General features: G+C 43.0%; 23 protein-coding genes. 21 read left to right on the plus strand and 2 right to left on the minus strand.

From position 1 onward, the window contains the following. Positions 1-46 precede the first annotated feature (46 nt). From NMM13_RS07935 to NMM13_RS07990, 12 genes are all read left to right on the plus strand, one after another. Positions 47-238 (plus strand): hypothetical protein, encoded by a 192-nt coding sequence (locus NMM13_RS07935; protein ID WP_023027681.1) that lies wholly within the window; start codon positions 47-49, stop codon positions 236-238. Continuing rightward, positions 235-432 carry a hypothetical protein gene (locus NMM13_RS07940; protein WP_048691475.1) on the plus strand — a complete coding sequence of 66 codons (198 nt, stop codon included), beginning with the start codon at positions 235-237 and terminating at the stop codon, positions 430-432. The genes NMM13_RS07935 and NMM13_RS07940 overlap by 4 nt, the downstream gene beginning before the upstream one ends. Beyond that, the gene (locus tag NMM13_RS07945; RefSeq protein WP_254728410.1) at positions 419-1,336 is read left to right on the plus strand and encodes an ABC transporter ATP-binding protein; all 918 of its coding nucleotides are present in this window, start codon (positions 419-421) and stop codon (positions 1,334-1,336) included. The genes NMM13_RS07940 and NMM13_RS07945 overlap by 14 nt, the downstream gene beginning before the upstream one ends. After that, the gene (locus tag NMM13_RS07950) at positions 1,305-2,045 is read left to right on the plus strand and encodes an ABC transporter permease (protein ID WP_254728411.1); all 741 of its coding nucleotides are present in this window, start codon (positions 1,305-1,307) and stop codon (positions 2,043-2,045) included. The genes NMM13_RS07945 and NMM13_RS07950 overlap by 32 nt, the downstream gene beginning before the upstream one ends. Before the next feature lie 368 nt (positions 2,046-2,413). Then, positions 2,414-3,139: a sensor histidine kinase gene (locus NMM13_RS07955; protein ID WP_254728412.1), complete on the plus strand. Its 726-nt coding sequence runs from the start codon at positions 2,414-2,416 to the stop codon at positions 3,137-3,139. A gap of 1 nt (position 3,140) precedes the next feature. Next, positions 3,141-3,740, plus strand: a complete 600-nt coding sequence (locus NMM13_RS07960; protein ID WP_254728413.1) for a response regulator transcription factor — start codon at positions 3,141-3,143, stop codon at positions 3,738-3,740. 341 nt (positions 3,741-4,081) lie between these two features. After that, positions 4,082-5,782, plus strand: coding sequence for an acetolactate synthase large subunit (locus tag NMM13_RS07965; RefSeq protein WP_254728414.1), 1,701 nt, complete (start codon positions 4,082-4,084; stop codon positions 5,780-5,782). After that, positions 5,775-6,251 (plus strand): acetolactate synthase small subunit, encoded by a 477-nt coding sequence (gene ilvN, locus NMM13_RS07970; RefSeq protein ID WP_003010242.1) that lies wholly within the window; start codon positions 5,775-5,777, stop codon positions 6,249-6,251. Before NMM13_RS07965 ends, ilvN begins: the two co-directional genes overlap by 8 nt. A 66-nt stretch (positions 6,252-6,317) precedes the next feature. Next, positions 6,318-7,340 (plus strand): ketol-acid reductoisomerase, encoded by a 1,023-nt coding sequence (gene ilvC / locus NMM13_RS07975; RefSeq protein WP_254728415.1) that lies wholly within the window; start codon positions 6,318-6,320, stop codon positions 7,338-7,340. Positions 7,341-7,416: 76 nt separating this feature from the next. Further along, positions 7,417-8,667 carry a threonine ammonia-lyase IlvA gene (gene ilvA, locus NMM13_RS07980; protein ID WP_014712946.1) on the plus strand — a complete coding sequence of 417 codons (1,251 nt, stop codon included), beginning with the start codon at positions 7,417-7,419 and terminating at the stop codon, positions 8,665-8,667. Between the two features lie 110 nt (positions 8,668-8,777). After that, positions 8,778-9,671 carry an SPFH domain-containing protein gene (locus NMM13_RS07985; protein WP_003010253.1) on the plus strand — a complete coding sequence of 298 codons (894 nt, stop codon included), beginning with the start codon at positions 8,778-8,780 and terminating at the stop codon, positions 9,669-9,671. A gap of 108 nt (positions 9,672-9,779) precedes the next feature. Continuing rightward, a complete protein-coding gene (locus tag NMM13_RS07990) occupies positions 9,780-9,995 on the plus strand; it encodes a hypothetical protein (RefSeq protein ID WP_003004771.1) in 216 nt (71 codons plus the stop codon). Between the two features lie 119 nt (positions 9,996-10,114). On the opposite strand, the gene NMM13_RS07995 is transcribed toward NMM13_RS07990, so the two are convergent. Both NMM13_RS07995 and NMM13_RS08000 read right to left on the minus strand, forming a co-directional pair. Then, positions 10,115-10,855, minus strand: coding sequence for an amino acid ABC transporter ATP-binding protein (locus tag NMM13_RS07995; RefSeq protein WP_155127046.1), 741 nt, complete (start codon positions 10,853-10,855; stop codon positions 10,115-10,117). After that, positions 10,855-12,417, minus strand: a complete 1,563-nt coding sequence (locus tag NMM13_RS08000) for an ABC transporter substrate-binding protein/permease (protein ID WP_070590528.1) — start codon at positions 12,415-12,417, stop codon at positions 10,855-10,857. Before NMM13_RS08000 ends, NMM13_RS07995 begins: the two co-directional genes overlap by 1 nt. A gap of 117 nt (positions 12,418-12,534) precedes the next feature. Between NMM13_RS08000 and NMM13_RS08005 the strand changes: the two genes are divergently transcribed. From NMM13_RS08005 to sufB, 9 genes are all read left to right on the plus strand, one after another. Beyond that, on the plus strand, positions 12,535-14,442 hold the full coding sequence (locus NMM13_RS08005; protein WP_254728416.1) for a DUF2207 domain-containing protein: 1,908 nt from the start codon (positions 12,535-12,537) through the stop codon (positions 14,440-14,442). Between the two features lie 108 nt (positions 14,443-14,550). Then, positions 14,551-15,387 carry an undecaprenyl-diphosphate phosphatase gene (locus NMM13_RS08010; RefSeq protein WP_251458533.1) on the plus strand — a complete coding sequence of 279 codons (837 nt, stop codon included), beginning with the start codon at positions 14,551-14,553 and terminating at the stop codon, positions 15,385-15,387. 135 nt (positions 15,388-15,522) lie between these two features. Further along, a complete protein-coding gene (mecA, locus tag NMM13_RS08015) occupies positions 15,523-16,260 on the plus strand; it encodes an adaptor protein MecA (RefSeq protein ID WP_195190105.1) in 738 nt (245 codons plus the stop codon). Then, positions 16,257-17,414, plus strand: coding sequence for a glycosyltransferase family 4 protein (locus NMM13_RS08020; protein ID WP_049475088.1), 1,158 nt, complete (start codon positions 16,257-16,259; stop codon positions 17,412-17,414). Before mecA ends, NMM13_RS08020 begins: the two co-directional genes overlap by 4 nt. Positions 17,415-17,549: 135 nt before the next feature. After that, positions 17,550-18,320: a Fe-S cluster assembly ATPase SufC gene (sufC, locus tag NMM13_RS08025; protein WP_003004238.1), complete on the plus strand. Its 771-nt coding sequence runs from the start codon at positions 17,550-17,552 to the stop codon at positions 18,318-18,320. Between the two features lie 66 nt (positions 18,321-18,386). Further along, positions 18,387-19,649 carry a Fe-S cluster assembly protein SufD gene (gene sufD, locus NMM13_RS08030; protein WP_254728417.1) on the plus strand — a complete coding sequence of 421 codons (1,263 nt, stop codon included), beginning with the start codon at positions 18,387-18,389 and terminating at the stop codon, positions 19,647-19,649. Positions 19,650-19,658: 9 nt separating this feature from the next. Then, positions 19,659-20,885 carry a cysteine desulfurase gene (locus tag NMM13_RS08035; RefSeq protein WP_024056228.1) on the plus strand — a complete coding sequence of 409 codons (1,227 nt, stop codon included), beginning with the start codon at positions 19,659-19,661 and terminating at the stop codon, positions 20,883-20,885. Continuing rightward, a complete protein-coding gene (gene sufU, locus NMM13_RS08040; RefSeq protein WP_003010276.1) occupies positions 20,872-21,306 on the plus strand; it encodes a Fe-S cluster assembly sulfur transfer protein SufU in 435 nt (144 codons plus the stop codon). Before NMM13_RS08035 ends, sufU begins: the two co-directional genes overlap by 14 nt. Before the next feature lie 32 nt (positions 21,307-21,338). Continuing rightward, positions 21,339-22,751, plus strand: coding sequence for a Fe-S cluster assembly protein SufB (gene sufB, locus NMM13_RS08045; RefSeq protein WP_118397432.1), 1,413 nt, complete (start codon positions 21,339-21,341; stop codon positions 22,749-22,751). Positions 22,752-22,791: the final 40 nt, after the last annotated feature.

Below are 22,791 nucleotides of genomic sequence, written 5' to 3' on the forward strand. Positions count from 1 at the left end.
TATTCCTTTCGCTATAATAAAGTCAGAAAGTAAGAGGTAAGGAAAAATGAAACAATGGTTCTATAAAGTGTTTACGTTAACAGTGGTTGGGATGGTCGTCTATTTAATCTTTTCAAAGGATGATAGTCTCTATTACCATTTCCCTTGGGAATTATTTGCTGGGATTGGCATCATGAGCTGGGCGGTCCAAGAAGGATTGAAAATGGTCAAGGCTGTTAAAAAGGAGATGGAGCAATGAAAAAGAAACTTGAAATTGGATTGGTAGCTGTTTTGTGTTTGCTCCTTTGGGCAACTGAGATGGTGACGGGCTGGTTTTCTGCCCATTTTCCTAGCTGGTTTTTCCAAACGGTTTGGGGAGTGACCTTGGTCGTCTATGTCATCATTCCAGCTGGTCAGATTTGGTTGAAAGGAGAGTCTCATGAGTGTCATTAGAGTAGAGAACTTGAACAAAAGTATCAAAGGAAAGTTGATCCTAGAAGATCTTTCTTTCAAAGTTGAGAGAGGGGATTGCTTGGCTTTTATTGGGCCAAACGGAGCTGGGAAAACAACCTTGATGGATTGCCTCCTAGGAGATAGGAAGGTAACTTCTGGAATCATTAAAATAGAAGGAAAAGCTCCTGGTCATCCTCAGTTAAAGGATAGTGTCTCTTATCTCCCTCAAGAGAATGCCATCGTGCAAAAGCTAACCGTGCAGGAACTGATCAGTTTCTTTCGCTCCATTTATCCCAACCCTTTAACGGTCAATGACATCGATGATTTATTGCGTTTTACTCCAGAACAAAAGAAGCAATTAGCCAGTAAGCTGTCTGGTGGGCAAAAGCGTCTTTTATCCTTTGTGTTGACCTTGATTGGTCGTCCCAGTCTTCTGTTTCTGGATGAGCCAACGGCTGCCATGGATACGTCCACTCGCCAACGCTTTTGGGAGATCGTCGGGCATTTAAAGGACCAAGGTGTGACTATAGTCTATTCTTCCCATTATATCGAGGAAGTAGAGCATACAGCTGACCGGATCCTGGTCTTGCATCAGGGACGTTTGCTTCGGGATACGACGCCACTAGCTATGAGAAGTGAAGAGGTAGAAAAACATTTTACCCTGCCTTTGCGCTACCAAGCTCTAGTGGCAGGGATGGACGGAATTGGTCAAGTGACGGTCAAACCTGATGCCCTCCAAGTTGTGACAGGCGATGCCAATCGTTTGTGGACTCGATTGCAAGAAGAAGGCTGTTCGATCCAAGAGATCGAAGTGACCAATCGAAGTTTATTGGATTCTATTTTTGAAAATACAAAGGAAGTAGGTAGAGAAGATGAAACGCATGAAAGCTCTCGGCGTGGTTGAGTGGCATTTGACCAGACGCCAAGCCATTTATTATTTATTATCAATAGGGATGCCCACGGCTTTTTATCTCTTCTTTTCAGGGATGTACCAGGATACACCAGGGGGACCCGCTCACTTTATGAGGGATTATCTCCTCTCCATGACGGCTTTTTCCATGATGTCTACGGCTCTATTTTCCTTTCCAACAGTTCTTGAAACTGATCGACTCAATAATTGGCAAAAAGTCTTGCGCCATACCCCGGTATCTATGGTAGAATATTATCTAATAAAGGTTGCGGGTCTCTTTGTAGACTTTCTCCTATCGATTGGGGTCGTCTTTACCGTGGGTCATGTGGTGCGGCATGTGAACATGTCTCTACAGGATTGGGTCTTAGCGGCCTTCCTTCTCATCCTAGGAAGTCTAGCTTTTGTAGCTATCGGTCTGGTCTTGACCTTGCTTCCTTCCAGTCAATTGATGTCGGTTGCGGGCAATCTCCTCTATATGGGACTGGCTGTTATGGGTGGCCTATGGATGCCCATTAGTGTCTTTCCAGAATGGATGCAAGCCATCGGCAAATGCCTGCCAACCTATCAATTGATGGAACTGATCAAGACCTTTTTGAATAAGGGGCAGGTCAATGGTTTTGCTAGTCTCTATTTAATCTTGTTTACCCTGGTCTTGTTTACCCTTGTCATCGTTTATCGTCGTCATTCAGAGGTTCGTTCATGATTGAAAAACTCAAACATATTCACCATATGTTTTACGTAGGCTTAATCTTTATGGCCTTTCCCTTTGCTTCTATTTTCTTGGGGCAGATTCCCTGGTGGCATTTCTTTTTAGCCATCTTCTTTATGATAAGCTATCTAGGAATCCTCATTACTGAAAATAAGAAACTGACCTGGCTTTTTTGGATTTATCTTCTACTTTATATTGCAGGAAATACCTTTTATGTTGGGACGGGCTTTTGTTGGTTTTACTATTATCTAAGCAATATTTTAGTTTATTGTTTTAGAATCCACAATTTTCGCTCGCCCTTTCTTTGGACGGCCTTTGGATCACAACTGATCCTTTTGGGAGCCTTGTTATTTAATAGGGATATGAGAGAAAATGATTGGCTTTTTGTCCTGATCGTCTTTTTGTTTATCGCGATCATGACCTATAGTATGGTCCGGGCTGAGATGATGGAAGAGTTGAAAGCTGACCATGCCAAGCAAAATGCCCAGATCAATCTCTTGCTGGCAGAAAACGAGCGCCATCGGATTGGCCGTGATCTGCATGACAGTCTAGGACACACCTTTGCCATGCTCAGTGTCAAGGCGGACCTGGCTGATCAATTCTTAGCATTGGGCCAAGTTGAGAAGGCGCAGGAGCAGGTGCAAGAGATTCAAGCTATCAGTCAAGAGTCCATGCACCAAGTCCGAGAGATTGTGGAGAACTTGAAGCAGCGAACCCTGGCAAGAGAGCTAGAAACTGTCCAGCAAATGCTAGAAGTGGCCCAAGTCAAAGTGGAGATCCAAAACGATCTCGATACAGCCAGCATCTCGCCGATCCTAGAGTCTGCTCTGGCCATGGTGTCTCTGGAATTAGCCACTAATATGATCAAACATGCCAAAGCAACACAAGCCTTTCTCTCTTATCGCTCCACCGAGACAGGTGTGGAAATGATCGCAGAAGACAATGGGATTGGCTTTGACAAAGTCTCCGATAAGGACCTGCACTCGATTCGCGAACGGATTGCCTTGTTGGGAGGAGAGCTGGAAATCAGTCATCAACACAAGCCGACCCGCATAGAAATACGGATCCCCTATCAAGAAAGGAAATAAGATGCGCTTATTAGTTGCAGAAGACCAAAGTATGTTGCGCGATGCCCTCTGTCAGCTTTTGCTTTTGCAAGAGGATGTAGACGAAGTCTTGCAGGCTGGAGACGGGCAAGAAGCTATTCGTTTACTCGAAACCCATCCAGTTGATATTGCTATCTTAGATATTGAGATGCCCATCAAAACAGGGCTAGAAGTGTTAGAATGGGCCAAACGTCAACGACCCCAACTCAAGGTTGTCATCGTTACCACCTTTAAGCGGCCGGGCTACTTTGAGCGGGCCCTCAAGGCTGGTGTCGATGCCTATGTTCTAAAAGAACGTCGCATTACAGATTTGATGGCGACTCTTCATGCAGTTTTAGCAGGGCAAAAAGAATATTCACCAGAATTAATGGAAGGCATCTTGACCCATCCCAATCCTCTAAGCTCTCAGGAACAGGCGGTTTTAAAAGAAGTCGCAAAAGGGGCTTCTAACCAAGAAATTGCTGATCGCTTATTCCTCTCAAACGGGACCATCCGCAATTATATGTCAGCCATACTGACCAAGTTGGATGCGGAAAATCGGACGGAGGCAGCAAAGATCGCCCAAGAAAAGGGATGGTTATAAGAAAGAAAAGAGAGTGGGACAGAAATCGGTAATTCGTTAGAATTCGATTTCGTCGTCCCACCTCCGCACAGTTGAGTAGGGCTGTAAAAGCTGATGAAATCAGCGTAGTAGAGCCCACTCAACCACTGCGTCTTGCTCGATAATCCAAAGACAATTGAGAGGCTAGGACTTTTGTCCCAGCCTCTTTTTTGATTGGATTTGTCATTGTTTTAGGAGAGCTCTCATTATTCGGATTTGGATAGAAAATTCAGAAAATTTACTATTTTTCCTTGAAATATTTCCTAAAAATGGTATGATAGTAGCATGCTAATTTGATATACAAAGTACTGGAAAGGAGAGACATGGAGAAAATTACCTTAGAAACTGCAAAAACCGGTTCAGAGCTCGTTCTTGAAACCCTGCGTGATTTGGGCATTGACACGATTTTTGGTTATCCTGGTGGAGCGGTTTTGCCTTTATACGATGCCATCTATAGCTTTGAGGGTATCCAGCATATCTTGGGTCGTCATGAACAAGGATGCTTGCATGAGGCTGAAGGCTACGCCAAATCAACTGGAAAGCTGGGTGTCGCAGTCGTCACTAGTGGACCGGGGGCTACAAATGCCATTACAGGGATTGCAGATGCCATGAGCGATAGCGTTCCCCTATTAGTCTTCACTGGTCAAGTCAATCGTGCTGGGATCGGGAAAGACGCCTTTCAAGAAGCGGATATTGTGGGAATTACCATGCCCATTACCAAGTACAACTATCAAGTACGTGAGACGGCAGATCTTCCGCGAATTATCACAGAAGCTGTCCATATTGCGACGACTGGCCGTCCTGGTCCGGTGGTGATTGACTTACCGAAAGACGTCTCTGCTTTAGAGACAGATTTTATCTATGAACCAAGTGTGAAGCTTCCAAGCTACCAGCCTACCATTGAACCCAATGAATTGCAGATCAAAAAGATTTTGAAGCAATTGAGTAAGGCTAAAAAACCAGTTCTTCTTGCTGGTGGTGGAGTAAGTTACGCTGGAGCTGCAAAAGAGTTGATTGCTCTAGCAGAGCGCTATCAGATTCCAGTAGTGACCAGTCTGTTAGGTCAAGGAACGATTGCGACCAGTCATCCTCTTTTCCTAGGGATGGGAGGGATGCATGGATCCTTCGCGGCCAATATCGCTATGACAGAGACGGATTTCATGATCAGTGTTGGTTGTCGATTTGACGACCGTTTGACAGGGAATCCAAAGACTTTCGCTAAAAATGCTAAGGTTGCCCATATCGACATTGATCCTGCAGAGATTGGTAAGATCATTGCTGTCGACATTCCTGTGGTTGGCGATGCAAAGAAAGCCTTGCAACAATTGCTAGCAGAGCCAACGGTTCATAACAACACAGAAAAATGGATCGAAAAGGTGACCCAAGATAAGAACCGGGTTCGTTCATACGACAAGAAAGAACGGGTTGTGCAACCACAAGCTGTGATCGAACGCATCGGAGAGTTGACCAAGGGGGACGCTATTGTCGTCACAGACGTTGGACAACACCAAATGTGGGCAGCTCAATACTATCCTTACCAAAATGAGCGCCAATTGGTAACATCTGGTGGTCTAGGAACGATGGGATTCGGTGTTCCTGCAGCTATCGGAGCGAAAATTGCCAATCCAGATAAAGAAGTTGTTCTCTTTGTCGGAGATGGTGGTTTCCAAATGACCAACCAAGAATTGGCGATCTTAAATATTTATAAGGTTCCGATCAAGGTCGTTATGCTCAATAACCACTCGCTTGGGATGGTCCGTCAATGGCAAGAAGCCTTCTATGATGGTCGGACGTCAGAGTCAGTCTTTGATAGCCTTCCGGATTTCCAATTGATGGCGCAAGCTTACGGGATCAAGAATTATAAATTTGATAATCCTGAAACTCTTGAGAAGGATTTGGAAGTCATCACAGAAGATGTACCAATGTTCATCGAAGTAGACATTTCTCGGAAAGAGCATGTCTTGCCGATGGTACCAGCTGGTAAGAGTAATCATGAGATGTTGGGGGTGAAGTTTAATGCGTAGAATGTTAACAGCCAAACTTCAAAACCGATCAGGTGTTCTGAACCGCTTTACTGGAGTCTTGTCGAGACGTCAAGTCAATATCGAAAGTATCTCTGTTGGCGCAACAGAAAACCCTAATGTATCGCGGATTACCATTATCATTGATGTTGCTTCGCATGATGAAGTAGAGCAAATCATCAAACAGCTCAACCGCCAAGTGGATGTGATCCGTGTCCGGGATATCACTGATAAACCACACTTGGAGCGCGAAGTGATCCTGGTGAAAGTTTCTGCACCTGCTGAGAAGCGGGCGGAAATCTTGGCCATTATTCAACCTTTCCGTGCGACCGTGGTCGATGTAGCCCCAAGCTCTATCACCGTTCAAATGACGGGAAATGCAGAAAAGAGCGAAGCCCTCATTCGTGTTATTCGACCTTATGGGATTAAAAACATTGCCCGCACCGGTGCAACCGGTTTTACTCGAGATTAATTCTCGACTGAAAATTGTTATCCTCGCCTTAAAAAGGCAAATTAAAATAGAAAAGAGATTTTACTTATGGCAGTTCAAATGGAATACGAAAAAGACGTTAAAGTTGCAGCACTTGACGGTAAAAAAATCGCCGTTATCGGTTACGGTTCACAAGGTCATGCGCATGCACAAAACTTGCGTGATACAGGTCACGATGTCATCATCGGTGTACGTCCAGGTAAATCATTCGATAAAGCAAAAGAAGATGGCTTTGATACCTATACAGTAGCAGAAGCGACTAAATTGGCAGACGTGATCATGATTTTGGCTCCGGATGAAATCCAACAAGAATTGTACGAAACAGAAATTGCGCCAAATCTTGAAGCGGGTAATGCTGTTGGTTTTGCACACGGATTCAATATCCACTTTGAATTCATCAAAGTTCCAGCGGATGTCGATGTCTTTATGTGTGCACCGAAAGGACCAGGTCACTTGGTTCGTCGTACTTATACTGAAGGTTTTGGTGTTCCTGCACTTTACGCTGTCTATCAAGATGCTACAGGTAACGCCAAAGATATCGCTATGGACTGGTGTAAAGGTGTTGGTGCGGCACGCGTTGGTCTTCTTGAAACAACCTACAAAGAAGAAACGGAAGAAGATTTGTTCGGAGAACAAGCGGTACTTTGTGGTGGTTTGACTGCCCTTATCGAAGCAGGTTTTGAAGTATTGACTGAAGCTGGTTATGCTCCAGAATTGGCCTACTTTGAAGTTCTTCACGAAATGAAATTGATTGTGGACTTGATCTACGAAGGTGGCTTCAAGAAAATGCGTCAATCAATCTCGAACACTGCTGAATACGGTGACTATGTATCAGGCCCACGTGTCATCACTGAGCAAGTGAAAGAAAATATGAAAGCTGTTCTTGCTGACATTCAAAATGGTAACTTCGCTAACGACTTTGTTAACGACTACAAAGCTGGACGTCCAAAATTAACTGCTTACCGTGAACAAGCTGCTAACCTTGAAATTGAAAAAGTTGGTGCTGAATTACGTAAAGCAATGCCGTTCGTTGGTCAAAACGACGATGACGCCTTCAAAATCTACAACTAATTGTCTGTAGAAGACTAAGCAAGTTGGGACACCCTGGCTTGCTTTTTTCATCAAAACACAGCAACAGAGGTATGAAATGATAACAGCAAAAGATGTGGCTAAGGCCCATAAAATATTAAGAGGGGTCGTTGTTAATACGCCTCTTGAATACGACCACTATTTATCTGAAAAATATGGGGCAAAGATTTATTTGAAAAAAGAAAATGCCCAACGCGTTCGCTCTTTCAAGATTCGTGGAGCGTATTTTGCAATTTCTCAACTCTCAAAAGAAGAGCGTGAGCGTGGGGTAGTGTGTGCTTCTGCGGGAAACCACGCGCAAGGGGTTGCTTATACTTGTAATGAAATGAAGATTCCAGCGACCATCTTCATGCCGATTACGACACCGCAACAAAAGATCGGCCAAGTCCGATTCTTTGGTGGAGATTATGTAACGATCAAGTTGGTGGGGGATACCTTTGACGCTTCAGCGAAGGCAGCCCAAGAATTTACTCTTGCAGAAAAACGGACCTTTATTGACCCGTTTGATGATCCAAACGTACAGGCTGGTCAAGGAACAGTGGCCTACGAAATCCTTGAGGAAGCTCGAAAAGAATCGATTGCTTTTGATGCAGTCCTTGTTCCTGTAGGAGGTGGTGGGCTCATTTCAGGTGTTTCTACCTACATCAAAGAAACAGAGCCTCGGATTGAAGTCATTGGGGTAGAGGCCGAAGGAGCGCGCTCTATGAAGGCTGCTTTTGAAGCAGGTGGTCCCGTCAAATTGCCAGAAATCGATAAGTTTGCAGACGGGATTGCTGTGCAAAAAGTGGGACAATTGACTTATGAAGTGACCCGTCAACATGTGGAAACTTTGGTTGGGGTCGATGAAGGCTTGATTTCAGAGACTTTGATTGATCTTTATTCCAAACAAGGGATCGTAGCTGAACCAGCAGGAGCGGCCAGTGTGGCATCCCTTGAAATCTTGCGCGAATACATCAAGGGGAAAACCATTTGTTGTATTATCTCAGGTGGGAATAATGATATCAACCGTATGCCTGAGATGGAAGAACGTGCCTTGATCTACGATGGGGTCAAACACTACTTTATCGTCAATTTCCCACAACGTCCAGGTGCCCTTCGTGAATTTGTAAATGATATCTTAGGGCCAAATGATGATATTACACGTTTTGAATACATCAAGCGTGCTAGTAAAGGAACAGGCCCTGTCTTGATTGGGGTTACTTTGGCCAATAAGCATGACTATGCAGGTTTGGTCAATCGTATTGAGCGTTTTGATCCGTCTTTCATTAACTTGAACGGAAATGAAACTCTCTATAATATGCTGGTCTGAGTATCATGAAGAAATAATCGACTATTTAAGCAATATATTTTTATGGAATATATTGCTTTTTTATGAAGACTTGTGATATGATATGCGTAAATTAAAAGGAGGAACTTTTTATGCCTGGATTTTTTATCTTTATTTTATTCTTGCTAATGGTTGCAGGATTCATTGTGATTAGCTCACTATATGTGGTCAAGCAACAATCAGTTGCCATCATCGAGCGATTCGGACGTTATCAAAAAATTAGCGACAGTGGTATTCATATGAGAGCGCCTTTTGGCATCGATAAAATTGCAGCACGTGTTCAATTGCGCGTCTTGCAGAGTGAGATCGTGGTTGAAACAAAAACTCAGGATAACGTGTTCGTTACCATGAATGTGGCGACGCAATACCGAGTGAACGAAAGCAACGTAAAGGATGCCTACTACAAACTCATGCGTCCAGAATCACAGATTAAATCATACATTGAAGATGCTCTTCGTTCTTCTGTGCCTAAGTTGACCTTGGATGAATTATTTGAGAAAAAAGATGAAATCGCCCTTGAAGTTCAAAAACAAGTAGCAGAAGAAATGTCAACTTATGGATATATTATTGTTAAAACCTTGATCACCAAAGTTGAGCCAGATGCCGAAGTGAAACAATCCATGAACGAGATCAATGCGGCGCAAAGAAAACGCGTGGCAGCTCAGGAATTGGCAGAAGCAGACAAGATCAAGATCGTTACTGCTGCCGAAGCAGAGGCGGAAAAAGACCGTTTGCACGGGGTTGGTATTGCCGAGCAACGGAAGGCCATTGTCGATGGATTGGCAGACTCTATTAAAGAGTTAAAAGGTGCGAATGTAGATTTAACCGAAGAACAAATCATGTCTATTCTCTTAACCAACCAATACTTGGATACCTTAAATAATTTTGCAGATAAAGAAGGGAATAATACGATTTTCCTACCAGCAAACCCAGATGGCGTCGAAAACATTCGTACACAAATATTATCAGCCTTGAAAGCAAAGTAAACTTTTTTTCATTTTTTAAAAAAGGTTCGTATTTTCAGCGATTTTAGTTGACAAAATGTGCAAAAAAATTTATATTAGTATTGGAAATAATAATATAGGAGAAAGATCATGGCTAAATCGAACTTTGAAAAAGTAGAATCAGTTGTTGGATGGGTACGTGATAAGAAAATCACAGGGTATCGTATCAGTAAGGAAACAAATGCCCGTGAAATGTCTATCATTGCCTTGGCTCAAGGACGTGCAAAAGTGAAGAACATCTCGTTCGAAACGGCACTTGGATTGATTGATTTTTATGATAAAAATCATCAAAAATTCGAAGATTAATTTGTTGTTCCAATTGAAAACCAGAGAGTTTGCTCTCTGGTTTTTTTCGATGCCTCAAAAGCAGAAGCGATACAAAAAACAGCTTGCTTCCATACTGGTAAGCAAACTGTTTCAAGAGATTAATGTAAGAAGCGTTGAAGGAATTCCTTGGTCCGTTCTTCTTTTGGATTGCTAAAGATTTCTTTTGGATCTCCTTGTTCAGCAATGACCCCCTTGTCCATGAAGATGACACGGCTAGAGACATCGCGGGCAAATTCCATTTCGTGGGTTACGACGATCATGGTCAAACCTTCTTTAGCGAGGTCCTGCATGATCTTCAAAACTTCTCCAACCATTTCAGGGTCCAGGGCGGAAGTTGGTTCATCAAAGAGGATGGCATCAGGATCCATGGAAAGGGCCCGTGCGATAGCAACCCGTTGTTTTTGGCCTCCTGAAAGTTGTTTCGGACGGGCAGCCCAATATTGAGATCCCATACCGACTTTTTCAAGGTTTTCCTTGGCGATTTTTTCTGCAGTTTCACGATCACGCTTGAGGACGGTCGTTTGTGCAACAATCGTATTTTCCAAGACGTTTAAATTTTCGAAGAGATTAAAGCTTTGGAAAACCATCCCTAATTTCTCGCGGTAGTGGGTAAGATCATACTCAGGATCAAGAACATTTTGTCCACGATAGAGAATCTCTCCAGCAGTAGGAGTCTCTAGAAGATTGATGGAGCGAAGGAAGGTTGATTTTCCGCTACCAGAGCTCCCGATGATGGAGATCACCTCTCCTTTTTCAACGGTGAGCGAAATATCTTTCAAGACCTCATTTTGACCGTAAGATTTTTTTAAATGTTGGATTTCAAGAATTTTTTCTGCCATTATTTCACCTCTTTGACTTGCATTTGATTGGCACCTGTAGTATAAGTATCAGAATCTAAGCGACGTTCGATGTAGCGAAGGATTCGTGTGATAGTAAAGGTGAGAACGAAGTAAATCACAGCAATGATCGTAAAGGTTGGGAAGTATTGGTAGTTTTGAGTTGCGACCGTATTTCCTGTAAAGTACAGTTCAACTACAGAGATAACATTCAAAACAGATGTATCCTTGATGTTAATAACAAATTCATTCCCTGTTGCTGGCAAGATATTGCGAACAACCTGTGGAAGGACGACCTTGCGCATGGTTTGTCCATGGGTCATTCCTAGAGCAGTCGCTGCTTCAAACTGACCTGGATCCACTGCTAAGATCCCACCACGAACAATCTCACTCATATAAGCTCCGGTATTGATGGATACGATAAAGATGGCGGCCCAGGTACGATCCAAGGAAATGTTGAAGGCTTGGGCGGAACCGTAGAAAATGACCATGGATTGAACGATCATCGGAGTTCCACGGAAGATTTCAATGTAGACATTGAGGAACCAACCAAAGGCAGTTTGGCATCCAGCAAGGAATTTATTTTTAGCCTTCGGAGCTGTCCGGAAGACACCGATTAACAAACCGATAATCAACCCAGCGATAGTTCCAGTCATAGAGATTAAGAGGGTCATTCCAGTTCCCCGTAAGAACTGTGGGCCATTATCCTTTAAAATCTTCATCATTTGGCTAAAGAATGTCTGCTTATCATCACTAGCATCACTGGAAGCTGGTTGCTTCTTAATCATATCATCCATGAGTTTAACTTGGTCTTCAGACGAAATCTTAGCTAGTGCGGCATTGACTTGGTCAATTCTAGTGTCACCCTTCTTCATCCCGATAGCGATAGTCGCATCTTCTTCCCCAACTTCAAATCCTTTTTTGAATTGAATCATCTTAAATTTAGAATTAGCGGACTCGGCGGTTAGGGCTTCGGGACGTTCAGAAACATAGGCATCAATAACACCCGATTCTAAAGCTTGACGCATCTGGGCAAAATCACCCATTGCAGTTTCTTGTTTCGCACCCTTGAGTTGGGAAATGAGAGAATAGAGGTAGACCCCTTGTTGAGAGGTGACCTTTGCATCCTTAAAGTCATCTAGACTAGTGGCGTTTGCATAGTTTCCATCTTTACGAACGAGCATGACCGGTTCACTGGTATAGTAGCTCTTGGAGAAGGCGACCTCTTTTTTACGTTCAGCGGTTGGACTCATCCCAGCGATAATCATATCGATTTTACCAGAAGTGAGGGCTGGAATTAAACCGTTCCAAGATGTTTTTACGATCAGAGGTTTTTTACCTAACTCCTCAGCAACTTTTTTGGCGATTTGGACATCGTACCCATTGGCATATTGATTAGTACCGTCAATTTTAACAGCTCCATTTGCATCATCTTCTTGGGTCCAGTTGAAAGGAGCGTAGGCTGCTTCCATTCCGATTCGTAAATAGTCATCTGCATGAGCAACCTGTGTGATCCCCAGGCAAATGAAAAGCCCTGTTAAGAGCGCGAATAATGTTTTTTTCATTTTTTCTCCTCTTCCTTATTTTAACTTCTCCTATTGTACAGTAAAATAGGCTACATTTCAAACATACTCCTCTTTTTATTTAAAAAATGTTATAATAATACAAAGGAGCGTGATCAAATGAAAAAGTATTTGTATGTTTTTTTCGCCTTTCTGGCCTGCCTTTTTGTCAGTCAGAATGTCCATGCATCTAGTCCATCTTATGATGTACTTTACTATGGTGGAACCTTGACCTTGGACACCTGGGACGACGCCACCTATGAGGAAGAACTGGTTTATTATTTCAAAGATTCTTATAGAGGGCAGTATGTTAGCCTAGGAACTGCGGGGAACATGCCACAAGGCTTTGCAATTGAGATACCGCCAAAGGTTGAGGTGGAAGGTCGTGAGCTTCAAAGAGAACCCGAGATTACGAATCTAGGTGATGGCTACCGAGTGAAAATTTATAACAGTGGTGTAGCGACAGATACAGTCAAAATTAAAGTTACATGGAAATTAAAAAATCTCCTCTATTCACACAAGGATATCTTGGAGTTGAACTGGAAACCGATCACAGATGGGGATCAGAAGGTGGACGAGGTTCAATTTCGTGTTATTCCTAAGTTTGCGCCCGCAAATGCCCAATCGGAACTGTATATCCATACAGCCTTTATGGGACCGGATGTGACTGTAAAGAAAGAAGATGGAATCTATTCTGCCACTTTCTATAACCTAGGCAAAGGAAAAGCTGTGGAGTTGTATGGTTACTGGTTGAAGTCAGACCTAACTACCTTGTATGATTCTGGTCGAAATACAGGATTGACCAAATTGGATGAATTTCACAAGAACCAAGCTAAAATTGAACAGGAAAAATACTGGACACGCATGTTTTGGAACTGGATCTTACCAGCCTTATTGATTGCACTCTGGCTTCTTTCTCTCTTGGGTCGCAAACGGTTCAAAAAAATGATTTGGCCTGGTGTGACTTATCCGACTGATACTCGTCTTTATGAAATTCCACAGGATATTGCACCTCTTGTCATGAGCTCGGTTGTTTATTCAGCTGAATTAGACGAGGCCTCCCCTACCAATAAAGAGAAGGCAACTCCGCCGGTGTTTACATTTGAAAAAATGCTTCAAGCTACATTGCTGGATTTGATGGATCGTGGAGTGATTGTCTACGAGCAACAAGGAAATGAAGTCGTTTTGACCAGAAAGTCTCATGGGCATGTAGATGATTTTGAACGTTCCTTTATGAATATGGCTTTTGGGGATCAAGTTTCCTGTCCTGTTAACCGTCTCTTTGAGAATTATAAATTTAGTGATGATGTATACAAACATGCCAAAAAAGCAGATCAAGATGCCATTCGTTCACTAGGAAGTTGGGCTCAAGGCCGCTTTGATACGGCTGTCAACCAAGTGGCCCGAGATGTTCATCGCAAGGTGGAAGATCTCCATTTGCCAAGCTACTATCGCCCTTTAGAAGCAAAAGAAGAAGCGCAAGCTAGACGAAGTCTCTTCTTTGGTTGGGCTGCTTGGTTTATCGCCCTTGGAGCAGAAATCTTTGCCATCTTTGGGATGGGTTGGTTCTCTGTTCCTTGTTTGATAGGGATCCTCATACTTTGGTTTATGCCAGTGCGCTTCAATGGTGTCTTTAAAGCCTGCCTACGAGATGGTGTTGTCAATCTTGCGGGTGCTGAGCAACGCTATTACTGGGATAGTTTTGGTCGGATGTTGAAAGAGATTGCCCACCTCAACGATGCAGAGTTGCAGTCTCTGGTCCTATGGAATCGCTTATTGGTCTATGCGGCCTTGTATGGTGTAGCTGATCAGGTCACAAAGGTCATGAAGCTTCGGAATATTCATTTAGAAAATCAAGCCTTAAACGCCTTCGTTTACACCCCGTTCTATCATGATGTGACCCACTCAAGTCATGCCATGTCTACTTATGGATCGACAGCATCGACAGCTAGTCATTTCACAGTTTCCTCTGGTAGTGGAGGAGGTTTCTCTGGCGGAGGAGGCGGAGGAGGCTTTGGTGCCTTCTAAGTAGCACTAAGAATGGTCTTGGTAGCTCTTTCCCTTCTAGTTTAGAAGGCCTGGTCCAGTCCATAGATTTATGATATAATAGAGCAAATGTAAGTTTAGGAGAAAAAGATGTTTCTGATCGAATTAATCAAGGCGGTTCTTTTTGGGATTGTCGAGGGGATTACAGAATGGTTACCGATCTCAAGTACAGGTCACTTGATTCTGTTACAGGATTTTGTGCAGTTTAAAAATCAAGATCCGGCCTTTATGGAGATGTTCAATGTCGTGATCCAATTGGGTGCAATCCTAGCGGTTGTGGTGATTTATTTCGATAAATTGTATCCCTTCAAACCTGGTAAATCTCCACTAGAAGTACGTCGGACCTGGCAATTATGGGCAAAAGTTGCGGTTGCAACCCTCCCTCTTGTCTTTGTTTTTAAATTGGATGATTGGTTTGAGGCGCATTTCCACAATTCGATTTCCGTTGCGATTATGTTGATCACCTACGGGATTGCCTTTATCTATCTGGAAAGACGGGAACAGGTTGAGCCAGCAGTAACGGAATTGCATAAGCTTCCTTATCGAACAGCTCTTTATATCGGACTCTTCCAAGTCTTATCGCTATTTCCAGGAACAAGCCGTTCAGGTGCTACGATTGTAGGTGGCTTGATCAATGGTGTTAGCCGTCCAGTGGTGACAGAATTTACCTTTTATTTGGGGATTCCAGCCATGTTTGGGGCTAGCCTCTTAAAGGTTGGAAAATTCGCTCTTGGCGGACATTCACTAGCACTGGGGCAACTCTTTATTCTACTGGTAGCGATGGGAGTGGCCTTTGTGGTCAGCATGTATGCCATACGCTTCTTGACAGATTATGTGAAAAATCATGATTTCACCGTCTTTGGGAAATACCGGATTGTTCTTGGTTCCATCTTGCTATTGTATGGACTCTTCCGTATTATTTTCTAAGAGAACGGTTGAACTTGATCAAATTGTTTTCTGAGGTTGGAGACTTTTGTCCCGACCTCTTTTCGATGCATCCTTTTTTTGAATTCTATCCAATTTTTTAGTATAATAGTAAGACTAGAAGTATGAGGTTATGCTATGAAGATGAAGCAAATTAGTGATTCAACTATTAAGATCACGATCCAACTAGAAGACTTAGAAGAACGTGGGATGGAAATTGCTGATTTCCTTGTCCCGCAAGAAAAAACAGAAGAATTTTTCTACGCCATTTTGGATGAGCTCGAAATGCCAGAAAGCTTCCTGGATAGTGGAATGCTGAGTTTTCGAGTGACACCAAAACCAGATAAATTGGATGTTTTTGTTACCAAATCAAAAATTGACCAACAATTGGATTTTGAGGATTTGTCAGATCTTCCTGATATGGAAGAGTTGTCGCGCATGACTCCAGATGAATTTATCAAAACCTTGGAAAAAACAATCTCTGATAAGACAAAAGGGGATGCAGAAGCTATTCACCATTTGGAACAAGAAGAGTTACGGGACAATCAAGAACAAGATCCGACATCTGAAGCACCAGTAAGTCAGTATATTTATTACATTTTGCGCTTTTCAAATATCCAGCAAGCAGTTGCCTTTTCAAAAACGGTCAGCTTTCCAGTGGATACCTCTGAATTATACAAAATGGGATCCGATTATTATTTAACTGTCTTGATCAATACAGAGGATCAACCAAATCAATATCCAACCTGGTTACTTGCCATCATTCGGGAGTATGCGGATGATTCAGAAGTGACACGAGCTGTTCTGCAGGAACATGGTCATTTATTAATGGTGTCTGGTGCGATTGAGAATTTGAAGAAAGTTGCTAGCTTATGATGTCCTTTTCCTTGCAATTTGTTCTGGTGCTGATTGGGACTTTTATGATTGCCTTGGTATTGACGCCCTTGGTTCGCCTATTCTCCTTTAAGATTGATGCCGTAGATTATCCGAATGCGCGTCGGATCAATACCAAGCCCATGCCAAGCGCGGGTGGACTGTCTATTGTGATTGCTTTTTCAATTGCGACTCTTGTGTTTATTCCTATGCTGACATCCACTACCGCACCAATCAAAAGTTACCTATCTTATACCTTGCCGGTCGTGGGCGCAGGATGGATTATCGCGCTCACAGGCTTGATCGATGATGTAAAAGAATTGTCTGCCAAGAAAAAGATGATCGGCATCCTGCTGGCAGCGAGTCTGGTCTGGTTTTTGACAGATTTTCGTCTAAATGATTTTAAGATTCCATTCGGTGGGCCCTTACTTCATTTTGAACCATGGCTATCGTATCTTTTGACGGTGATTTGGATTGTTTCTATTACCAATGCGGTCAATCTGATTGATGGATTAGATGGCTTGGTGAGTGGGGTCTCTATTATTTCCCTAGTGACAATGGGGATTGTGTCCTATTTCTTTCTACCAGTACCCAATCTCTTTCTGACCATGACGATCTTTGTATTGGTTGCGTCCATCGCTGGTTTCTTTCCCTTTAACTACCATCCGGCCATTCTCTATTTGGGAGACACCGGTGCCTTGTTTATCGGATTTATGATTTCTGTCTTGTCCTTGCAAGGTTTGAAAAATGCGACAGCTGTTGCGGTAGTCACCCCAATGATTATTCTCGGTGTACCGATTACAGATACCTTTTTAGCCATTATCCGTCGGACTCTTTCTGGTCAAAAATTTTATAAACCGGATCGCAATCACTTGCACCACCGACTTCTTTCTCTGGGCTTGACACATCGGGGAACTGTGCTTGTGATCTATGGGATTTCGATGATCTTCTCCTTGATTTCTCTCTTACTCAATATCTCGAGCCGCATTGGGGGCGTCCTACTTGTGATCGGGCTCTTGTTTGGAGTAGAGTTGTTAGCAGAATTGATCGGGGTTCTGGGTCCACATCATAGTCCTTTGTTAAATGTTCTGCGCTATATAGGGAATTCTTCCTACCGGGAGGAAGTTCGTCAAAAACGAAAAGAAAAAACTAAATAAGAATAGTTCTAATCAAAAGAAAAGCCATTTAGGCTTTTTTTTGATATACTTGAAAGGTAAAAAAATACTTTGTGATGAAGGAATCTTTGCTTTGAGAAACCTTCCAGACTTCAAAGTAAAAAGAAAGGGAATGCAATGTCGACATTAGAAATTAAAGACCTTCACGTTGAAATTGAAGGCAAAGAAATTTTAAAAGGTGTAAACCTGACCCTAAAAACTGGTGAGATCGCAGCCATCATGGGACCAAACGGAACAGGGAAATCTACTCTGTCAGCTGCCATTATGGGAAACCCAAATTATGAAGTAACCAAAGGGGAGATTCTGTTTGATGGTGTCAACATCTTGGAATTGGAAGTAGACGAACGTGCACGGATGGGCTTGTTCCTTGCCATGCAATACCCTTCAGAAATCCCAGGAATTACGAATGCAGAATTTTTACGTGCAGCCATGAATGCTGGTAAAGAAGAGGACGAGAAGATCTCTATTCGTGATTTCATCAAAAAATTGGATGAAAAGATGGAACTGCTCAACATGAAAGAAGAAATGGCAGAACGCTATTTGAATGAAGGGTTCTCAGGTGGTGAGAAAAAACGCAATGAAATCCTTCAATTGTTGATGTTGGAACCAACATTTGCCCTTTTGGACGAAATTGACTCTGGTTTGGATATTGATGCTCTTAAGGTCGTATCTAAAGGGGTTAATGCAATGCGGGGTGAAGGTTTTGGAGCTATGATCATCACCCACTACCAACGTTTGTTGAACTACATTACTCCAGATGTCGTCCATGTGATGATGGAAGGCCGTGTCGTGCTTTCAGGTGGACCAGAATTGGCTGCCCGCTTGGAACGTGAAGGCTATGCACAACTCGCAGAAGAACTCGGTTACGACTATAAAGAAGAACTATAACCTGATGACAAGTGATCTAATGTTGTCATAAAATCAAACAGATAGTATCTTTATTAGGAGAAAAAAATGAGTATTGAAAATATTACCCTCTTTTCGGAACTGCATGCTGAGCCAAGCTGGCTGCAAGATTTACGAAAAAAAGCTTTTGACAAGATCGATCAGTTGGAATTGCCAGCCATTGAACGTGTCAAATTCCACCGCTGGAATCTTGGAGATGGGACGATCACAGAAAGCGAGGCTTCTGCCAATGTTCCCGATTTTACAGTCCTCGATTCAAATTTAAAATTAGTCCAAGTTGGAACCCAAACTGTATTTGAACAGGTGCCACAAGCCTTGGCAGACCAAGGAGTTCTTTTCACAGATTTCCATTCTGCCCTAGAAGAAATTCCGCAGGTGGTAGAAGACTACTTTATGTCTTCGGTTAAATACGACGATGATAAACTAGCAGCTTACCACACGGCTTATTTTAATAGTGGGGCTGTCCTTTATATTCCAGAAAATGTCGAAATTTCAGAACCCATCGAAGGTATTTTCTACCAGGATAGTGATAGTGATGTACCTTTTAATAAACACATTTTGATTATTGCAGGCAAAAACAGCAAGTTTAGCTATTTGGAACGCCTAGAATCAAAAGGTGAAGGCTCAGCAACAGCAACTGCGAATGTGACGGTTGAGGTGATCGCCCGCTCAGGTGCCCAAGTGAAATTTGCGGCGATTGACCGTCTGGGTGAAAATGTCACAGCCTACATCAGTCGACGTGGGAAACTAGGTCAGGATGCCAGCATTGATTGGGCTATCGGTGTTATGAACGAAGGTAACGTGGTTGCAGACTTTGACAGTGACTTGGTTGGAAACGGAAGTCATGCAGATTTGAAAGTCGTTGCTTTATCAAGCGGTCGTCAGGTTCAAGGAATTGACACCCGCGTGACCAACTTTGGTTGCAACTCGATCGGAAATATCTTGCAACACGGGGTTATTCTTGAAAAAGGAACCTTGACCTTCAATGGAATTGGTCATATTATCAAGGGGGCTAAAGGAGCAGATGCTCAGCAAGAAAGCCGTGTCTTGATGTTATCGGATCAAGCACGTTCAGATGCCAACCCAATCCTCTTGATTGATGAAAATGACGTCACAGCAGGCCATGCTGCATCGATCGGTCAAGTGGACCCAGAAGATATGTATTACCTCATGAGTCGTGGTCTGGATCAACACACAGCGGAACGCTTAGTGGTGCGTGGTTTCTTGGGATCTGTTATTGTTGAAATCCCAGTTAAAGAAGTACGTGATGAAATGATTGCCACCATTGAAGAAAAGTTATCTCAACGCTAAGGAGAAACAATGCTAGATAAAAATACAATTGCTCAAGATTTTCCCATTCTCGATCAACTAGTCCATGATGAGCCTTTGGTTTATCTAGATAATGCAGCGACGACGCAAAAACCTAAACGTGTTCTTGAAGCAGTTAATCACTATTATTTGCAAGATAACGCCAATGTCCATCGTGGAGTCCATACTTTGGCTGAACGAGCGACAGCAGCCTATGAGGCGGCGCGTGAGAAAGTCAGAAAATTTATCAACGCTTCATCAACCAAGGAAGTGCTCTTTACAAGAGGGACAACGACTGGACTCAACTGGGTAGCCCGCTATGCAGAAGAAGTCCTAAAGGAAGGGGATGAAGTCCTGATTTCCATCATGGAACATCACTCCAATATCATTCCTTGGCAGCAAGCCTGCAAGAAGACAGGAGCAAAACTGGTCTATGTCTATCTAAAAGATGGCTTACTGGATATGCAGGACTTAAAGAGCAAGCTTAGTGAGAAGACAAAATTTGTCTCCATCACCCATGCTTCGAATGTCTTAGGGGTAGTCAATCCGATCAAGGAAATTGCTCGATTAGCTCATGAAGTTGGAGCGATCATGGTCGTAGATGGGGCTCAATCAACCCCTCATATGGCCATTGATGTACAAGACTTAGATGCGGATTTCTTTGCTTTTTCTGGCCATAAGATGGCTGCACCAACAGGGATTGGTGTCCTCTATGGGAAGGAAGAAATCTTAGAGCAAATGTCTCCGATCGAGTTTGGGGGCGAGATGATTGACTTTGTTTACGAACAATCTGCATCTTGGAAGGAATTGCCTTGGAAATTTGAAGCTGGAACACCTAATATGGCGGGAGCAATTGGTCTCGGTGCAGCAATCGATTACTTAGAAGAGCTGGGGATGGACCAGGTAGAAGCGCATGAGCAAGAATTGATTGCCTATGTGTTTCCAAAATTACAGGCGATCGAAGGCTTGACCATTTATGGTTCCCAAGACTTAGCAAAACGTTCTGGCGTCATTTCCTTCAATCTAGGAGATCTCCATCCGCATGACTTAGCAACAGCATTAGATTATGAAGGGATTGCTGTTCGTGCAGGTCACCACTGTGCACAACCGCTCCTTCAATACCTACAAGTTCCAGCGACAACGAGAGCAAGTTTTTATATCTACAACACTAAAGCGGACTGTGATAAATTAATTGAGGCATTGATCAAAGCAAAGGAGTTTTTCAATGGCACTTTCTAAATTAGATTCGCTGTACATGGCGGTCGTAGCTGACCATTCAAAACACCCTCACCATCAGGGCCAGATTGAAGATGTTGATCAGATCCAACTCAACAATCCAACTTGTGGAGATGTGATCCAGTTAAGTGTGAAATTTGATGAGAATGACAGGGTGGAAGATATCGCCTTTGTTAATTCAGGATGTACGATCTCAACCGCTTCAGCTAGTATGATGACGGATGCTGTAATGGGAAAAACAAAAGAGGAAGTCGAAGAATTGGCGCAGGTCTTTTCAGAAATGGTCCAAGGCCAGTCAGATCCTCGCCAAGAGGAATTGGGAGACGCAGCCTTCTTATCTGGAGTCTCAAAATTCCCACAACGGATTAAATGTGCGACCCTCTCATGGAATGCTCTTAAAAAAGCGATCGAACGTAGCAAATAGTTAAAAGAAGAAACAGAGAAAGAAAGGAAATTATGGCTGAAGAAAGAGTCGAACCGAAACCAATTGATCTCGGTGAATATAAATTTGGATTTCACGATGATGTTCAACCCATTCTCTCTACCGGGAAGGGATTGAATGAAGCGGTTATTCGTGAATTGTCTGCAGCAAAAAATGAACCCGAATGGATGCTCGAATTCCGTTTGAAATCTTTTGAAACCTTCAAAAAGATGCCCATGCAAACCTGGGGAGCCGATCTATCAGAGATTGACTTTGATGATTTGATCTATTATCAAAAACCTTCGGATAAACCTGCCCGTTCATGGGACGAAGTTCCAGAGAAAATCAAGGAAACCTTTGAGCGTATCGGGATTCCTGAAGCAGAACGTGCTTACTTAGCGGGGGCTTCTGCTCAGTATGAATCAGAAGTGGTTTACCACAATATGAAAGAAGAGTTTGAAAAGTTGGGGATTATCTTTACCGATACGGATTCTGCCCTAAAAGAATATCCAGACCTGTTCAAACAGTATTTTGCGAAGTTAGTGCCACCAACGGATAACAAATTGGCTGCCCTCAACTCAGCAGTCTGGTCTGGTGGAACCTTCATTTATGTACCAAAAGGCGTAAAAGTAGATGTCCCCCTTCAAACTTACTTCCGTATCAACAATGAAAATACAGGTCAGTTTGAGCGCACGTTGATTATCGTGGATGAGGGAGCAAGTGTTCACTATGTGGAAGGCTGTACAGCGCCGACCTACTCAAGCAATAGCCTGCATGCAGCGATTGTTGAGATCTTTGCCTTAGATGGTGCTTATATGCGTTACACGACCATCCAAAACTGGTCGGACAATGTCTACAACTTGGTCACCAAGCGGGCCAAAGCTCAAAAAGATGCCACAGTTGAGTGGATCGACGGGAACTTAGGAGCGAAGACAACCATGAAGTACCCATCTGTTTATCTGGATGGAGAAGGAGCGCGTGGGACCATGTTGTCCATTGCCTTTGCGAATGCAGGTCAACACCAAGATACAGGCGCCAAGATGATCCACAATGCCCCTCACACTAGCTCGTCTATCGTATCCAAATCCATCGCGAAGGGTGGCGGAAAGGTAGACTACCGTGGACAAGTGACCTTCAACAAGAACTCTAAAAAATCAGTTTCTCACATTGAGTGTGACACTATTATCATGGATGATTTATCTTCATCAGACACGATTCCATTTAATGAAATCCACAACTCACAAGTTGCTTTGGAGCACGAAGCTAAGGTTTCAAAAATCTCAGAAGAGCAACTTTATTATTTGATGAGTCGTGGTCTGTCTGAATCAGAAGCGACAGAAATGATTGTCATGGGATTTGTAGAACCCTTTACAAAAGAACTTCCAATGGAATATGCCGTTGAGTTAAACCGACTTATTAGCTACGAAATGGAAGGATCTGTAGGATAATTCGTTTTAATAGCAAAATAAAATCACAATGGATTTGACT

This window comes from Streptococcus sp. CF8_St5-11 (genome assembly GCF_024295625.1).
Lineage (GTDB): Bacteria > Bacillota > Bacilli > Lactobacillales > Streptococcaceae > Streptococcus.

Bases quoted from the DNA above. Each gene is read 5' to 3' on its own strand.
- ilvA (WP_014712946.1), top strand. From the start codon at position 7,417: ATGATAACAGCAAAAGATGTGGCTAAGGCCCATAAAATATTAAGAGGG.
- sufU (WP_003010276.1), top strand. From the start codon at position 20,872: ATGGCACTTTCTAAATTAGATTCGCTGTACATGGCGGTCGTAGCTGAC.
- NMM13_RS08010 (WP_251458533.1), top strand. From the start codon at position 14,551: ATGTTTCTGATCGAATTAATCAAGGCGGTTCTTTTTGGGATTGTCGAG.
- ilvN (WP_003010242.1), top strand. From the start codon at position 5,775: ATGCGTAGAATGTTAACAGCCAAACTTCAAAACCGATCAGGTGTTCTG.
- NMM13_RS07965 (WP_254728414.1), top strand. From the start codon at position 4,082: ATGGAGAAAATTACCTTAGAAACTGCAAAAACCGGTTCAGAGCTCGTT.
- NMM13_RS08020 (WP_049475088.1), top strand. From the start codon at position 16,257: ATGATGTCCTTTTCCTTGCAATTTGTTCTGGTGCTGATTGGGACTTTT.
- NMM13_RS08000 (WP_070590528.1), bottom strand. From the start codon at position 12,417: ATGAAAAAAACATTATTCGCGCTCTTAACAGGGCTTTTCATTTGCCTG.
- NMM13_RS07940 (WP_048691475.1), top strand. From the start codon at position 235: ATGAAAAAGAAACTTGAAATTGGATTGGTAGCTGTTTTGTGTTTGCTC.
- NMM13_RS07945 (WP_254728410.1), top strand. From the start codon at position 419: ATGAGTGTCATTAGAGTAGAGAACTTGAACAAAAGTATCAAAGGAAAG.
- mecA (WP_195190105.1), top strand. From the start codon at position 15,523: ATGAAGATGAAGCAAATTAGTGATTCAACTATTAAGATCACGATCCAA.
- NMM13_RS07960 (WP_254728413.1), top strand. From the start codon at position 3,141: ATGCGCTTATTAGTTGCAGAAGACCAAAGTATGTTGCGCGATGCCCTC.
- NMM13_RS07935 (WP_023027681.1), top strand. From the start codon at position 47: ATGAAACAATGGTTCTATAAAGTGTTTACGTTAACAGTGGTTGGGATG.
- ilvC (WP_254728415.1), top strand. From the start codon at position 6,318: ATGGCAGTTCAAATGGAATACGAAAAAGACGTTAAAGTTGCAGCACTT.
- NMM13_RS08035 (WP_024056228.1), top strand. From the start codon at position 19,659: ATGCTAGATAAAAATACAATTGCTCAAGATTTTCCCATTCTCGATCAA.
- NMM13_RS07995 (WP_155127046.1), bottom strand. From the start codon at position 10,855: ATGGCAGAAAAAATTCTTGAAATCCAACATTTAAAAAAATCTTACGGT.
- NMM13_RS07990 (WP_003004771.1), top strand. From the start codon at position 9,780: ATGGCTAAATCGAACTTTGAAAAAGTAGAATCAGTTGTTGGATGGGTA.
- NMM13_RS07955 (WP_254728412.1), top strand. From the start codon at position 2,414: ATGAGAGAAAATGATTGGCTTTTTGTCCTGATCGTCTTTTTGTTTATC.
- sufB (WP_118397432.1), top strand. From the start codon at position 21,339: ATGGCTGAAGAAAGAGTCGAACCGAAACCAATTGATCTCGGTGAATAT.
- NMM13_RS07950 (WP_254728411.1), top strand. From the start codon at position 1,305: ATGAAACGCATGAAAGCTCTCGGCGTGGTTGAGTGGCATTTGACCAGA.
- NMM13_RS08005 (WP_254728416.1), top strand. From the start codon at position 12,535: ATGAAAAAGTATTTGTATGTTTTTTTCGCCTTTCTGGCCTGCCTTTTT.
- sufD (WP_254728417.1), top strand. From the start codon at position 18,387: ATGAGTATTGAAAATATTACCCTCTTTTCGGAACTGCATGCTGAGCCA.
- sufC (WP_003004238.1), top strand. From the start codon at position 17,550: ATGTCGACATTAGAAATTAAAGACCTTCACGTTGAAATTGAAGGCAAA.
- NMM13_RS07985 (WP_003010253.1), top strand. From the start codon at position 8,778: ATGCCTGGATTTTTTATCTTTATTTTATTCTTGCTAATGGTTGCAGGA.